The organism is Achromobacter sp. Root83, assembly GCF_001428845.1.
In the GTDB taxonomy this organism is placed as follows: domain Bacteria; phylum Pseudomonadota; class Gammaproteobacteria; order Burkholderiales; family Burkholderiaceae_B; genus Achromobacter.
In genome coordinates this window covers 362807-377208 of the sequence record NZ_LMIU01000022.1, presented here as the reverse complement: position 1 = coordinate 377208, position 14402 = coordinate 362807, and the positions used below count along the sequence as shown (strand labels likewise).

The 14402-nt window shown below is 66.1% G+C and carries 15 protein-coding genes; 6 read left to right on the top strand and 9 right to left on the bottom strand.

Annotation, left to right across the window (positions count from 1 at the left end; genetic code table 11):
• Positions 1-84: 84 nt before the first annotated feature.
• Positions 85-831 (top strand): FadR/GntR family transcriptional regulator, encoded by a 747-nt coding sequence (locus tag ASE30_RS17460; protein WP_057285536.1) that lies wholly within the window; start codon positions 85-87, stop codon positions 829-831.
• Positions 832-927: 96 nt separating this feature from the next.
• Here ASE30_RS17460 and ASE30_RS17455 read toward each other — a convergent pair whose 3' ends face one another.
• The 4 genes from ASE30_RS17455 to ASE30_RS17440 all read right to left on the bottom strand — a co-directional run bounded on the left by ASE30_RS17455 (position 928) and on the right by ASE30_RS17440 (position 4196).
• The gene (locus tag ASE30_RS17455; RefSeq protein ID WP_057285535.1) at positions 928-2265 is read right to left on the bottom strand and encodes an NAD(P)H-dependent oxidoreductase; all 1338 of its coding nucleotides are present in this window, start codon (positions 2263-2265) and stop codon (positions 928-930) included.
• A gap of 71 nt (positions 2266-2336) precedes the next feature.
• On the bottom strand, positions 2337-2897 hold the full coding sequence (locus tag ASE30_RS17450) for a 5'-3'-deoxyribonucleotidase (RefSeq protein ID WP_057285534.1): 561 nt from the start codon (positions 2895-2897) through the stop codon (positions 2337-2339).
• A 45-nt stretch (positions 2898-2942) separates the two neighbouring features.
• Entirely contained in the window at positions 2943-3473 is a 531-nt protein-coding gene (gene thpR, locus ASE30_RS17445; protein ID WP_057285533.1) for an RNA 2',3'-cyclic phosphodiesterase, read from the bottom strand.
• Between the two features lie 36 nt (positions 3474-3509).
• The gene (locus ASE30_RS17440; RefSeq protein ID WP_057285532.1) at positions 3510-4196 is read right to left on the bottom strand and encodes a M24 family metallopeptidase; all 687 of its coding nucleotides are present in this window, start codon (positions 4194-4196) and stop codon (positions 3510-3512) included.
• 248 nt (positions 4197-4444) lie between these two features.
• On the opposite strand from ASE30_RS17440, the gene ASE30_RS17435 reads away from it, so the two are divergent.
• Positions 4445-5401: a GlxA family transcriptional regulator gene (locus ASE30_RS17435; RefSeq protein ID WP_057285531.1), complete on the top strand. Its 957-nt coding sequence runs from the start codon at positions 4445-4447 to the stop codon at positions 5399-5401.
• 9 nt (positions 5402-5410) lie between these two features.
• On the opposite strand, the gene cheD is transcribed toward ASE30_RS17435, so the two are convergent.
• From cheD to ASE30_RS17420, 3 genes are all read right to left on the bottom strand, one after another.
• Entirely contained in the window at positions 5411-6196 is a 786-nt protein-coding gene (gene cheD, locus ASE30_RS17430; protein ID WP_057285530.1) for a chemoreceptor glutamine deamidase CheD, read from the bottom strand.
• 343 nt (positions 6197-6539) lie between these two features.
• On the bottom strand, positions 6540-7448 hold the full coding sequence (locus ASE30_RS17425; RefSeq protein WP_057285529.1) for an ABC transporter permease: 909 nt from the start codon (positions 7446-7448) through the stop codon (positions 6540-6542).
• Positions 7445-8200, bottom strand: coding sequence for a cell division ATP-binding protein FtsE (locus tag ASE30_RS17420; protein WP_057285528.1), 756 nt, complete (start codon positions 8198-8200; stop codon positions 7445-7447). Before ASE30_RS17420 ends, ASE30_RS17425 begins: the two co-directional genes overlap by 4 nt.
• Before the next feature lie 290 nt (positions 8201-8490).
• On the opposite strand from ASE30_RS17420, the gene ASE30_RS17415 reads away from it, so the two are divergent.
• From ASE30_RS17415 to ASE30_RS17400, 4 genes are all read left to right on the top strand, one after another.
• Complete coding sequence (locus ASE30_RS17415; protein WP_057285527.1) at positions 8491-9507, top strand: amino acid ABC transporter substrate-binding protein; 1017 nt, start codon at positions 8491-8493, stop codon at positions 9505-9507.
• A 129-nt stretch (positions 9508-9636) separates the two neighbouring features.
• Positions 9637-10827 (top strand): amino acid ABC transporter permease, encoded by a 1191-nt coding sequence (locus ASE30_RS17410; protein ID WP_057285921.1) that lies wholly within the window; start codon positions 9637-9639, stop codon positions 10825-10827.
• 1 nt (position 10828) lies between these two features.
• Positions 10829-11929 (top strand): amino acid ABC transporter permease, encoded by a 1101-nt coding sequence (locus tag ASE30_RS17405; RefSeq protein WP_057285526.1) that lies wholly within the window; start codon positions 10829-10831, stop codon positions 11927-11929.
• A gap of 60 nt (positions 11930-11989) precedes the next feature.
• Entirely contained in the window at positions 11990-12730 is a 741-nt protein-coding gene (locus ASE30_RS17400) for an amino acid ABC transporter ATP-binding protein (RefSeq protein WP_057285525.1), read from the top strand.
• Between the two features lie 149 nt (positions 12731-12879).
• Here the strand turns inward: ASE30_RS17400 and ASE30_RS17395 are convergent, their stop codons facing one another.
• On the bottom strand, positions 12880-14037 hold the full coding sequence (locus ASE30_RS17395; RefSeq protein WP_057285524.1) for an acetyl-CoA acetyltransferase: 1158 nt from the start codon (positions 14035-14037) through the stop codon (positions 12880-12882).
• Positions 14034-14402: a Zn-ribbon domain-containing OB-fold protein gene (locus tag ASE30_RS17390; RefSeq protein ID WP_057285523.1), complete on the bottom strand. Its 369-nt coding sequence runs from the start codon at positions 14400-14402 to the stop codon at positions 14034-14036. Before ASE30_RS17390 ends, ASE30_RS17395 begins: the two co-directional genes overlap by 4 nt.

Sequence of the window (14402 nt, the reverse complement as noted above, 5' to 3'; positions counted from 1 at the left end):
ATCGTGTCGGGACAACCACGCGAGACATTCCTATAAACACGGCTGCCGCACCCGCGCGCCGCCCTCACGTTCCAACGATTCCACATGCAGCCCAGTCCAGAACAAGATCCGCCTCGCGCCGCGCCCCGGAGCTCGCTGTCCGCGGCGGTGGCGGATGCGCTGGCCGACCAGATACGCCAAGGCGTACTGGCCCCCGGCGACCGCCTGCCCACCGAAAAACGGCTGACCGAAATGTACTCGGTCAGCCGCGCCGTCGTGCGCGAGGCCCTGGCTCGCCTGAAGTCCGAGGGCCTGGTTACGTCGCAGCAAGGCAGCGGCGTGTTCGTCGACCCGAATTTCCAGAAGAACGCATTCCGTATCGCCGCTCCCACGCCGGGCGACAACCAGGACCTGGAGCACATCCTGGAGTTGATGTTGTCCATCGAGGTCACCGCGGCGCGCTATGCCGCCCAGCGCCGCACCGAGCCCGACCTGAAGAAGATCCGCCAGGCGCTGGTGGGTATGGAGTACGCGCTGATCAACGACAAGCTGGGCGACGAAGAGGACTACCAGTTCCACCAGGCCATCGTGCTGGCGACGCACAACCCGCACCTGGTGGCGCTGAACGACTACCTGGAAGCCAATGTGCGCCGCGTCATCCGCAGCGCGCGCAACAACACGGCGCGCCGGTACGCCGAGCGCATGGCCGCGGTGCAGAGCGAGCACCAGGCCATCTTCGCCGCGATCGAAGGCGGCGATCCGGACGCCGCCGGCCGCGCGGCCGAGCAGCATTTGCGCAACGCGGCCGACCGCCTGCGGTTGTTCCAGGCCGAGCGTCCCGCCCCGGTCTAGGGCAGGGTAAGAGCTAGGCCGCGCAGGCCTCGCCACGCAGTTAGGCACGTAGTCCATGCCGCCCGCGCGAATCGCGCGGGCCGGCCCGCGCAGGCGCTACGCGAAGGTCTGTTCCATTTCCCGGCGGAACTGCACCGCTGTCGAGCGGTCGTCGTATTCCACGTCGCGCCAGCGGATCGCCTGCGACTGGCGCACCGGATTTTTCAGCTTGACCTGATGCGACAGCCCCAGCGGCAGATAGCCTTCCTCGACCGAATCGGGCGCGGGCATCAGCCGGCCATAGACCGTGTAGCCGCCTTCGCCGTCCAGGATCTGGCCGGCCTGCAGGTCGCGCTTGGCGGTGGCGACGACATCCCCGTGCCAGCCGGCCGGCGCGCCCGTGGGTTCGCGGCGCAATCCTACGCTGGCCACGCTGATGCCCAGTTCCAGCCCGATCAGGTGATAGGGCTTGTACATGGCGGTGAAGTTGCCGCTGGGATCCGTGACCAGGCCGTATTCCTGGAAGCAGCGCCGCACGTAGTCGCTGTCGGCGGCCAGCGTCACGTAGACGCCCCAGCGCAGGTCCCGGAACACCGGACGGCCGTCGCGCTCGAGCGACGAGATGACCTCTACCTGCCCGCGATGATGCAGGATGCCGCCGTCGTCGCGCGGACGCAGCACGCGGGCCAGGTCGTCCACGCCGCAGGGCGGAAAGTGCAGGCCGGACGGCGAAGGCAGGAGACCCGTGGCGTTGGACACGGCGGCCATCTCGATGGCGCTCTTGGTGCCGTCCAGGAAACTGTTGAACATCTGGGCATTGAAGTCGCCCGCCGCCACCATTTCGGCGGTGAAGCCGTAGTAGGGCCAGACCGTGTCGGGCGTGGACGTGTGGAATTCCGGCAGGTATTTCGTGCCCTTGCCGGCGGCCATGACTTCAAAGCCGCTGGCGCGCGCCCAGTCGACCATTTCGCAGATCAGGGCGGGCTGGTCGCCGTAGGCCAGCGAATAGACAATGCCCGCCTCGCGCGCGCGGCGCGCCAGCAGCGGACCGGCCAGCGCGTCGGCTTCGACGTTGACCATGATGATGTGCTTGCCGTGTTCGCAGCAGGCCAGCACGTGGCTGATGCCTGCCGCGGCCTGGCCGGTCGCGTCGACGACGATATCGACTTCCGGGCTGGCGATGACGGCGTAGGGATCGTCGGTGAAATAGACCTTGCCGTTCTTCAGCGCGTCATTGGTGCTGCTGGCATTGAGCGCGCTGGCGGGCCAACCCACGCGCGTCAGCGCGGCGCGGGCGCGGTCTGGCGTCAGATCGGCCACCGCCACCAGGCGCATGCCCGGGGTACGCGGCGCCTGGCTCATGAACATCGCGCCGAACTTTCCGGCGCCCAACAATGCAACTCGCAAGGGCTTGTGGTCGGCTTCTCGCTGCTTGAGCAGACGGTGCAGATTCATGGCGCGGGGTCCTCCTGGGTGAGGGGTACGACTCCACAGGATAGTCCCAAACGATGACCGCTGAACAGGACTCAGGCATCTGCCGTATAGAGCTCGCCCGCCAGCACATTGCGCCAGTTCTGCCAGGTGATGCGGGGACGGCCGGTGACCTCCCGGTTATAGGGCGCGTCGAACAGGATGTGCTTCCAGCGCGGTCTAGCGGCCCCTTCTATCTGGGGCTTGTCGTCGATCAGCAGATGGCCTTGAACCAGCGTCTTGTCTTTGGTCAGGATCAGGCGGTTGGTGGCGTCGCGCCCCAGGTGCTTTTCCACCCACAGGTACTTTTCGGCCACGCAGTTCTCGAACTGCGACAAGGGCGACGAACAGATGCGCACGTCCATGCCCAGCGCCAGCAGTTCCTTCACGGCGTCGAGCGCGCCCGGCACGGGCGGCAGATTGCGGATGAAGCCCGGCGCCGTATAGATGGCCTCGGCCATGCCGCGTAATTCGGGGGCGTAGTCCTCGCGGATGTGGAAGGACTTGCGGTCCTCGAAGGCCACCGGCGCGATGTCGGGATGGCGCGCGCGCCAGGCGTCGATGAAAGCATGTTCGAAGTCGGCCAGCACGCCGTCTTGATCCAGCAGGATGATCATGGTGAATCCGGGTCGTTGCAACCGTCCGATTGTGCCAGAGCGGCGCTAGGGATCCCGCGGACGGGACTGCGCGACGACGCGGTAGCGGCTGCCGCCCGTCAGCGATTCCGAGGCCACCAGCACCATGCGGTCGTAACGCCACGTCAGCGGGGCGGGCGTTTCCTCGGGCGGATGGGCGTGGACGATGTTGCGCAGCAGCGTGACGTGCGGCCGGAAGGGCTGGGGCGGCGCCGCCAGCCCGTAGCCGCCCAGCCATTGCCACAGGTCGTCGTGCGCGGCCTGCAGGCCCGCGGGCGTGTCGGCGGGGCCGGCCCAGAGGATGCGCTGGCGGCTGAATACGCCGTATCGCTCCATGGCTACGTCGCCGGGCGCCAGGCGGCGGTCGGGCGTGGCGGCGGCCAGCTCGTCCGCCAGCGCGGTGTCGACCGGCCCCAGGAACGCCAGGGTCAGGTGCAGCGTCTCGGTGCGCATGGCCCGTCCACCGGTCAGGGGGCGGGCCTGTTCCGCCCACCCGGCCAGCGACGCCGCCAGTCGGGTAGACGGCCACAGCGCGAAGAAGAGGCGAACGGTGGACATCCGGCGATTGTAGGGGCTCGCTGCCAGTCCCACGTCTTAGCCGTAATGCGCGTCGCTCAGCAGCATGTCCTCGAAGAACGCCCCGAAGCGCCCGCGCGGATCGCGCAGATGGATTTCAAGGATCCAGCGCATTTCCGAAGGCGGAATGTCCAGGTCGGCGAGCGACCCCGTATGGATCGCCGCGTGCGGAAAATCCGACACGCGGTGCCCGGGCAGCTCGAAGTTCAGCTCCCATCCCATGGCGCGCGCCTGGCGGTCGGCGTAGGCGTAGAGCGCCTGGCCGCTCAGGCGGTCGCGCAGCCAGGTGCCGCGCACGTCGTGGAACAGGGCTTCGGCGTCGCGCGCACAGCGCGCGTGATCGGCATTGCCGCCCACCGTGTAGGACTTTCCGCCATCTCCCTCCCAGGCGTCGAGCCGGGGCGCGATGTCCAGAAAGAAGATGTCGTCCTCGCCCAGCACCACGCCGGGGGCGGAGGGCTGGCGCATGGATTTCAAGGTGTTGGCGCCGAAGCGCACGCGGGTGGGGTGCCAACTGAGCGCCATGCCCGCGTCGATCAGCGTTTGCTTCGCGAGCGCGACCGCGTCTTCTTCGATCATGCCGGGCAGAATGCGGGCGGCGATATCCGCGATGGCCTGGCGTGTCTTGTGGCGGGCCTGCAGCATGCCATCCACGGAAAAAGCGGGGCCGACTCGTTCGCTGGCGGGGGAGGGGGTCATCGTCATGGCGGGATTCCTTGAGGGCGCGGCGGCATGCCGGGCTTGAAAGCAGCAGTCTGGGCGGGGCGCGCCCGCAGGACGAGCGCCGCGAGGGGCGGAATCGCGCCAGGCTGGCGCGTCCGGCGGCCACGCCTTCGGCCAGGGGCGGATTCGGGCCGGCATGGGGCGATTCGCGGCCAGCGCCGCGTGCTCCCGGGCCGAGGCCCGGGCGGTGGGCTAAGGTAGCGCTTTGCCCACGGCACCCGTCGCTTGCCATGAAAACCGTTGCCATCGTCGTGTTCCCCGGGGTGCAGGCCCTGGACGTCAGCGGACCGCTGGACGTGTTCGCCGAATCGAACCGCTTTCTTCTGCCCGCCCAGCATTACCGGCTGGAGCTCATCGGCCTGACGCGGGGCGCGGTGCCCTGTTCCAACGGCATGATGATCACGCCGCAGCGGCACTTTTCCGAGGTTGCCGACACCCCGGACCTGCTGTTGGTGGCCGGCGGCCCCGCCTTGCCCGCGCAATGCGAATCCGACGAGGCGCTGGCCTGGCTGCGAGCCGCTTGCGGCCGGGCGCCGCGCTACGGATCGATCTGCAACGGGATCTTCCCGCTGGCGCGTGCCGGCCTGCTGCAAGACGATATCGTCACCACCCACTGGAACGACGCTCAGGCGCTGGCGGCCCGTTATCCGGCGCTGCGCCTCGAGGCGGACAGGCTGTACGTCCAGCACGGCCGCCTGCACACGTCGGCGGGCGTGACGGCGGGGATCGATCTGTCGCTATACCTGCTGGCGCAGGATCACGGACCGGAGGTGGCGCTGAATGTGGCCAAGCGTCTGGTGGTTTTCACGCAACGCGCGGGCGGGCAATCGCAGTTCAGCCCCTTCCTGACGCCATTCGTCGAGGAAACCTCGGCCGTGGCGCAGGTGCAGCAGTACGTGCTGGGGCACTTGTCCCGGGACCTGGGGCTGGCCGAGCTCGCCGCCGTGGCGCGGATGAGCCGCCGCAATTTTTCCAGGGTGTTCCGGCGCGATGCCGGCGTTACGCCGGCGGAGTTCGTGGAAAGTGCGCGGGTGGATGCCGCCCGCGCCCGGCTGGAACGCGACGGGTCTCCCTTGAAGACCGTGGCTTATGAATGTGGCTTTCGAGATGCGCGCCATCTGCGCGAGGTGTTCACCCGCAGGCTGGGGGTGTCGCCCAGCCACTACCGCGCCAGTTTCGGATTCTGACGCGGCGCGTCAACTGCCCGCGGTTTCGGGCTTGGGGCGGCGCGACAGCGCCGTGTCGAAACGCTCGACGCCAGGCCGGGCCGGGCGGTCGAAGCGTTCCACCCCGGGCCGGTTCAGGCGTTCCACGCCCGGACGGTCCAGGCGTTCGACGCCCGGCCTGTCGAAGCGCTCCACGCCGGGCCGCGTGAACCGTTCGATCCGCGGGGGCGAGGCCGTCTTGGCCGCCACGCTCTGCGCCGCGGCCTGTTCGCGCTTGGCGATGAGTTCTTCCGCGCGCTGGTGATGCGGCGCCATCCTGCGCACCATCACGCGCCCGTCGCGGGGAAAGTAATTGATGCGGCGCGCATGCACGTCGCCCAGGTCTTGCGCCTTGACGGGGATGCCTTCCGTTTTCAGGTAGCTCAGCACGAACTCGCCGTTGCGCTCGCCGATGTTCATCTGCTGCATGGCCGCCAGCACGGCGCCGCCACCGAACACCTTGGCTTCCAGGCGGTCGCGCACGGCGCCCGCCTTGAGCAGCTCGTTGATCAGCACTTCCATGGCGAAGGCGCCGTAACGCATGGTCGCGGACGCGGGCGACTGCATGTCGCCCTCGGGGAGCATGAAATGGTTCATGCCGCCCACGCCCGTCACGGGGTCGTGGATGCACGCGGCGACGCACGACCCCAGCACGGTCGAAATCATCAGGTTTTCATTCGTGACGTAGTACTCGTTGGGAAGTACTTTCACTGCCTGACATTGGAACGCGCTATCGAAATAATGACGCGTTGCGCGGGCTTCAAGACGAGCGACCATGGGACTGAATTTTGGGCAAGAACGGCGATTGAGGCACTAAGATACAGGGAAAAATGGTATTTGTTTCAAAACATGTACAAAAATGTCGCTTTATTCTTGCATATCCCGGCAGCGAGTGCGAGAAATTCTCTGTAAATGCCTAGGATGCGCCCATCCAGATACATTTTCGTGTCAGCGTGGACCGGCCGCCGAAGCGGGCACGCGCCCTCGCCGGATGGCTTGCAAGCATCCTACACAGGGCTATCGGGGGTCTTTCCCCGGATCACGGGGAGGAAGGGGTGTCATACGGAGCTTTAGCCCGGCGCCCTGACTCGAAGCGGTGAGTCCGGGCGCCCCAGGCGCTTCAGAAGCGGGTGCTGCGCGTAACCGACCAGCGGGCCGACAGCGCGCCCAGCGCGGCGGAAGCCACGACCGCGCCGATCAGCACGGACGCCCCGGGCAGGTGCAGGGCAAATTCCGCCCCGTAGCTGCGGGCCAGGCCGAGCAGGGCGTCGTTCAGCGGAGACAGCGCGACCGCCGCGACCCCGATGGCCAGCAGCGAGGCCAGGGCCCCGGATAGCGCGCCCAGGTACAGGAAGGGGCGGCGCACGAAGGATTCGGTGGCGCCGACCAGGCGCGCCACGCCGATTTCCTCGCGTTGCGAGAGCGCCTGCATGCGCACGGTGTTGAAGACGGTGGCCAGCACCACGACCGCCACGCAGGCGGCCAGGAACCCCAGTCCGATGCGGGCGAAGCGCAGAATGGCTTCCAGCCGCTGCACCCAGGCGCTGTCGAGCTGCACCAGGTCCACGTGATTCCATTGTTTCCAGGACTGGGCAAGCTTATCGGCGCGCCCGGCCAGGTTGTCGCCGTCGGCCAGGGTGGCCACCACGGCGTCGGGCAGCGGGTTGCCCGGCAGCACCGCCAGTGCCTGCTGCCACGCCGGGTTGGCGCGCAAATCCGCCAGGGCCGCTTCGCGGCCCACGACGCGGACGGCGCGCACGTCCTGGCGGTACTCGTCCTGGATGCGCTTGGCCACGTCGGCGGCGGCGCCGGCGGGGGCGTCCACCCGCATGAATACGGTGACCTCGGGCGTGACGGACATTTCGCGCGCCACGGGCTGCACCGACACCAGGATGGCGCTGCCCAACAGCGGCAGCGCCAGGGCCAGGGCCATGACCAGCAGGTTGGCGAGCGAGGAGAACGGTTGCTTGATCAGGCGGCGCAGGGTGACCAGGAGCGCATAGCGGTGTTGCCGCAGCCAGGCGTTCATGCGGAGTCTCCCGGATGGCCGAAGCCCGGTTCCGCGCGGCCCGTACGGGATGGGCTGGGCGGGGGCGCGCTGGCCTCGGGGGGCGTCGCGGCGCCATGGGAATCGGCGAACTTGCCCGGGTCGATGCGCAGGGTGCGGCTGGCGTAGCGCGCCATCAGGTCCTGGTCGTGCGATGCGATCAGCGTGGTCACGCCGACGCGGTTAAAGTCACGGAACACGTTCATGATGCGCTGCGCGTTGTCGTGGTCGAGGTTGGCCGTGGGTTCGTCCGCGATCAGGATGGCCGGACGGTTCACGATGGCCCGGGCGATCGCCAGGCGTTGCTGTTCGCCGCCGGAGAGCTCGATCGGGTTCAGGTCTTCCTTGCCCGACAGACCCACCTTGTCCAGCGCGGCGCGCGCGCGCGACGCGGCCGAATCCCAGGGGTGTCCCTGGACGGCCAGCGGCAGCATCACGTTTTCGAAGGCGCTCCGGTCGAACAGCAGATGGGTGTCCTGAAGGATGACGCCCACCGCGCGGCGCAGGTAGGGCCGGGCGCGCGCGGGCAGCTTGTCGAGCCGCTGGCCGTTGACCTGGATGGACCCGCGGCTGGCGGGCTCCAGCCCGCCGATCAGCTTGAGCAGCGTGGACTTCCCGGCGCCCGATGGCCCCGATACAAAAACGAATTCTCCCGCGCTCACGCGGAAGTTGATGTCGGCCAGGATATTGCGGCCGCGACCATATGATTTGAATACGTGCTGGAATTCGATCATGGCGGCTGTCGGATGAAGCCGCCATAGTAACTCGGGGACAGTAAGGTGGCCTACATCTCTCGCCGTAGGCCGAACTGGCAGCAGCCGGGTCACGGTCCCAGCAGGCTTTTGCGCCAGAGCAAGGGTGTCCCTGATTTTGTCCGAAAACGCCGTTTCATTTCATCCAGTGTCCCTATATTTCAAGGGAATTCCCGGATGCGCCGCCTGCTGCGCGGACGCTACCATCCGCCCCATGCGTGGGCCCAACCCGGCCTGCGCGCGGATTCGCTTCATCCCACACGGAGATCACGATGAAAGTACTGAAACTTGCTGCCATTGGCGCTGCCCTGTTCGCTGCATCCGCGGCTGCCAATGCGGGCGCGACCTTCGATAACGTCAAGAAGAAAGGGTTTGTCCAGTGCGGGGTTTCCACCGGCATTCCGGGCTTCTCCATCGCTGACAGCAAGGGCGAATACAAGGGCATCGACGTGGACATGTGCCGCGCCATCGCCTCGACGATGTTCGGCGACGCCACCAAGGTGAAGTTCACGCCCCTGAACACGCAACAACGTTTCACCGCGCTGCAGTCCGGTGAAGTCGACGTGCTGACCCGCAACACCACCGTCACGTTGACGCGCGACACGACCCTGGGCCTGATCGGCGTGGGCGTGAACTACTACGACAGCCAGGGCGTGATGGTCTCCAAGGACCTGAACCTCAAGAGCGCGAAGGAACTGGGCGGCGCCACGATCTGCGTGCAGCCGGGCACCACCACCGAGCTGAACCTGGCCGATTGGTTCCGTGGCCAGAAGATCGAATTCAAGCCTGTCGTGATCGACAAGTACGACGAAATCATCCGTGCCTTCTCGGCCGGCCGCTGCGATGCCTTCACGACCGACAAGTCGCAACTGGCTTCCACCCGCACGACCCTGGAAAATCCGGACAAGTTCATCATCCTGCCGGAAGACTTCTCCAAGGAGCCGCTGGGCCCCATGGTCCGCCAGGGCGACGAGCAATGGTTCAACGTCGTGCGCTGGTCGCTCAACGCCATGCTCGAAGCCGAGGAATACGGCATCACCAAGGCCAACGTCGACGAAATGCTCAAGAGCCCCAACCCCAACATCCAGCGCATCCTGGGCGTGACCCCGGGCATGGGCAAGAATCTGGGCGTGGACGACAAGTGGGCCTACAACATCATCAAGAACGTGGGCAATTACGGTGAAAGCTTCGAAAGCACGCTGGGCAAGAACAGCGCGATGAAGCTGGAACGCGGTTTGAACGCTTCGTACAAGCAAGGTGGCTTGATGTACGGCTGGCCGGTGCGCTAACACACGGCTGCCTGGTAAAACGGAGCCTCGCGCTCCGTTTTACCTAGCCCGCCTTCGAGCGGGCGGCAGGAGTGGGTGGCCTGGTCTTTCCGGCCTTGCCGCCCGGTGTCCGACTTCTGTAGATTCATCATGACGACTCCCAATAAAAACGCCCCGCTTTCGGCACCCCCCCGGCGTCTGAACTGGAACGATCCCGGCGTGCGCTCCGTGGTCTACCAGGTGCTTGCGCTGACCGCGGTAGCCTGGGCCGTGTGGTTCCTGGTTTCCAATACGCTCCATAACCTGTCCGTGCGCAATATCGCCACGGGCTTCGGGTTTCTGAACCGAGAGGCCGGATTCGCGATCGGCGAAACGGCCATCGCGTACAACCCCTCCGACACTTACGGCCGCGCCATCATGGTGGGCCTGTTCAACACGCTGCGCGTGGCCGTCATCGGCATCATTCTGGCTACCATCCTCGGCACCCTGATCGGCATTGGCCGACTGTCCAAGAACTGGCTGGTCAAGAAGATCACGTCGGTCTATGTCGAGGTGATGCGCAACGTGCCGCTCTTGCTGCAGTTGTTCTTCTGGTACGCGCTGATCACGGAAAACATGCCGGGTCCGCGCCAGGCGCACAATCCGCTGCCCGGCGTCTTCATCTCCAACCGGGGCCTGAAGGTGCCGTCGCTGGAAGGCAATTCGCTGGACTGGATGCTTGCCGGACTGGGGCTGGCCATCGTGGCCATCATCCTGCTGGGCCATTGGGGCAGGAAGCGCCAGGAGGCCACGGGCCGCGTTTTCCCGCTGGGCCGCGCGGCCATCGGCCTGCTCATCGGCTTGCCTATCGTCGGCTGGCTGGTCAGCGGCGCGTCGCTGACGCTGGACATGCCGCAACTCAAGGGCTTCAACTTCTCGGGCGGCCTGACCCTGTCGCCGGAATTCGCCGCGTTGCTGGCGGGTCTGGTGATCTATACGTCGGCGTTCATCGCCGAAGTGGTGCGGTCGGGCATCCAGGCCGTCAACAACGGCCAATGGGAAGCCGCCGGTTCGCTGGGCCTGCCGCGTGGCAAGGTGCTGCGCCTGGTCATCCTGCCGCAGGCGCTGCGCGTGATCATCCCCCCGATGACCAGCCAGTACCTGAACCTGACGAAGAACAGCTCGCTGGCCGTGGCCATCGGCTACCCCGATATCGTGTCGGTGGTGAACACGACGCTGAACCAGACAGGCCAGGCCATCGAGGGCATTCTCATCATCATGGGCGCGTACCTCACGGTCAGCCTGTCGATCTCGATATTCATGAACTGGTACAACAAGCGCATCGCGCTGGTGGAGCGTTGATATGAGCAGTACTACGCATACCCCCAGCGAAGGCCTGCCGCCGCCCAGCACTCATGTGGGCGCGTGGGCGTGGCTCAAGTCCCGCCTGTTCTCATCGCCGCTGAATATCCTCATCACGGTACTGCTTGCCTGGTTCCTGCTGATGTCGGTGCCGGCGCTGGTGGAATGGGCTTTCATCAAGGCCAACTTCAATGCGACGAACGCGCAGGAATGCCGTGCCTCGGGCGGCGCCTGCTGGGCGTTCATCATCGAGAAGCACCGGCTGATCCTGTTCGGCACCTACCCCTTCGATGAGCAATGGCGGCCGCTGATTGCCACCTTCATCCTGGTGGCGGTGATCGTCTGCAGCGGCATCCGCCGTTTCTGGAACTGGAAGCTCGCCGTCATCTGGACCGTGGGCCTGACGGCCGTTGCGCTCCTGATGTGGGGCGGCGTGTTCGGCCTGACCTACGTGGAAAATGCGCGTTGGGGCGGCCTGCCGCTGACGCTCATCCTGTCCACGTTCGGCATCGCCTTCGCATTCCCAATCGGGGTGCTGCTGGCGCTGGGCCGGCGCTCGAAGATGCCCGCCATCAAGGCGCTGTGCGTCGTGTACATCGAGCTGATCCGCGGCGTGCCGTTGATCAGCCTGCTGTTCATGTCGTCGGTGATGCTGCCTTTGTTCCTGCCGGAAGGTTTTTCCATCGACAAGCTGCTGCGCGCGCAGATCGCGATCATCATGTTCGCGGCGGCCTACATCGCGGAAACGGTGCGCGGCGGTTTGCAGGCCATCCCGAAGGGGCAGTACGAAGGCGCGGATTCGCTGGGCCTGAACTACTGGCAGCAGATGCGCAAGATCATCCTGCCGCAGGCGCTGAAGATCGTGATTCCGCCGCTGGTCAGCATCTTCATCGCGCTGTTCAAGGACACGTCGCTGGTGGTGATCATCGGCATCTTCGACCTGACGCTGGCGGCCAAGGCAGCCTTGTCCGATGCGGCATGGCGCGGATTCGGGGTGGAGGCGTATCTTTTCATCTCGCTCATCTACTTCGTGTTCTGCTTCTCCATGTCCAAATACAGTCAGGCGCTGGAAAAACGCCTGGCTACTGATCACGCACGTTAGCAATTTGCCGCGCGTCCGCCACAGGCGGGCGCGCCCAGCGATATTTACGGGAGTACAGGCATGTCGGATGCCATTATTCGTTTGCAGGACGTGAACAAGTGGTACGGCCAGTTCCACGTGTTGCGCAACATCAACCTGGACGTTGCGCCGGGCGAGCGCATCGTGGTGTGCGGACCTTCGGGTTCGGGCAAGTCCACGATGATCCGCTGCATCAACCGGCTGGAAGAGCACCAGAAGGGCCACATCATCGTGGACGGCACGGAGCTCACCAATGACCTGAAGCACATCGAGACCATCCGCAAGGATGTCGGCATGGTGTTCCAGCACTTCAATCTGTTCCCGCACCTGACCGTGCTGGAAAACCTGACCCTGGGCCCCATGTGGGTGCTGAAGAAGCCGCGCGCCGAAGCCGAAGCCACGGCCATGAAGTATCTGGAGCGCGTGCGCATCCCGGAGCAGGCCAATAAGTTCCCCGGCCAGTTGTCGGGCGGCCAGCAGCAGCGCGTCGCCATCGCGCGGTCCTTGTGCATGAATCCCAAGATCATGCTGTTCGATGAGCCCACCTCCGCGCTGGATCCGGAAATGGTGAAGGAAGTGCTGGACGTGATGGTCAGCCTGGCCCAGGAAAGCGGCATGACGATGATCTGCGTGACCCACGAAATGGGCTTTGCGCGCAAGGTCGCCAACCGCGTGATCTTCATGGACCGCGGCGAGATCATCGAGCAGAACAGTCCCGACGAGTTCTTCGATAATCCGCAGAACGAACGGACCAAGCTGTTCCTGAGCCAGATCCTGCACTGATCACCCGCTGGAATCTCCGAGGGCCCGCCGCAAGGGCTCAACGAGATGGACCCGCCCGATCCCCACGAAGCGATGCGCTGAGTGGGGATTGTTGTTTCTGGAATATCGGGCTGGGCGTGGATTTGCGTCTGTGCGGCGTGCGTTCGGCGCTACAGCGCCGCGGCGCTTCCCAGGATCACCGTGCTTTGGCTGGACAGGGTGCCGCCATTGCCATGCGCGAGCGCGGTGTGGCAGTTGGCGATTTGCCTCTCGCCGCACTCGCCCCGCAGTTGGCGCACTGCTTCGATAAGCGCGAAGATGCCGTACATGCCGGGGTGGCAATACGACAGGCCGCCGCCGTTGGTGTTGACGGGCTGTTCGCCACTAGGCGCGATACGTCCGTTTTCGACGTAGCGGCCGCCTTCGCCTTTGGGGCAAAAGCCCAGGTCTTCCAGAAAGAGCAGCGGCGTGATCGTGAAGGCGTCGTAGAGCTGCAAGACGTCGATATCCCGGGCCGCGAGGCCGGCCATGCGATAAGCCTGGGCGCCGGAATCCACGGCAGCCGTGGCAGTAAGGTCGGGCATGGCGGAGATCGAATAGTGCCCGAGCGCCTCGCCTACCCCCAGCACGTAGGCGGGCGGGCGGCGCAGGCCTTGGGCGCGCTCGGCGCTGGCCAGCACCAGGGCACCGCCACCGTCGGTGACCAGGCAGCAGTCGCGCAGGGTGAGTGGTTCGCTGATCATGGGCGACGCGAGGACGTCTTCGACGGTAAGCGGTTTTGTCTCCCAGGCGGCGGGGTTGAGCAGCGCCCATTGCCGCGCGGCGACCGCGATGTCGGCGAGTTGCCGGCGCGTCGTGCCGTACTGGTGCATGTGGCGCGAGGCGGCCAGCGCGTAGGAACTGGCTGTGTACAGCGGCCGGAAGGGGGCCTCGTGCGGGTTGGGATCGGGTGCTGCGACGTTGGCCCGTCCCAGGCTGCGCTGGGTGCTGCCGTAGGCGATGACGGCGACTTGGATCAGGCCGGCCTCGATGGCGGCCTGCGCGCGTCCGACCATGGTCATGAATGAGGCGCCGCCCATATTCGTGGCATCGTGATAGCGCGGCTGGATGCCGAGGTATTCGGCCAGAGCCAGCGTGGGCATGCGGCTTTGCGAGGTGGTGGCGAACAGTCCGTCGACCTCGCCCAGTGGCAGGCCGCAGTCGTCCAGCGCGCGCACCACGGCCTGCGCCATGAGATCGATAGGGCCGAGGCCGGGCATGACTTTGCCCAGGTCGGATTCGGCGACGCCGACGATGGCGACGCTGCCGCGTTGCAGGGCGAGGGTCATGCGGACTCCTCGATGTCGAAGACGGGATAGGGGGCGCCGCCGCCGGCGGGCGTATGAACGCGCATGCGCACACGCTTGCCAATGGCGGGCGTGCCTTCGACCCGGCTCATGAGGCGAAAACCCTCGTCCAGGTCGACCAGGACGACGTTGTAGGTGTCCTGATCGCGCGGATGCACGACCGTGACGGCGTGCACGGTGCCCAGGCCGGCGCTCAGGCGCCATTCGAGCGCCGGGTTGCCGGAAGCCGGGCCGATTACGCGCGGTGGAAAGACCGCCCTGGCGGTCTGCGTATCGTATTGATAAGCGAGCTGGCCGGCGGATAACTGGCGGTGGTAGGCCGCCAGCGGGGATTCCTGTTGGGTCAT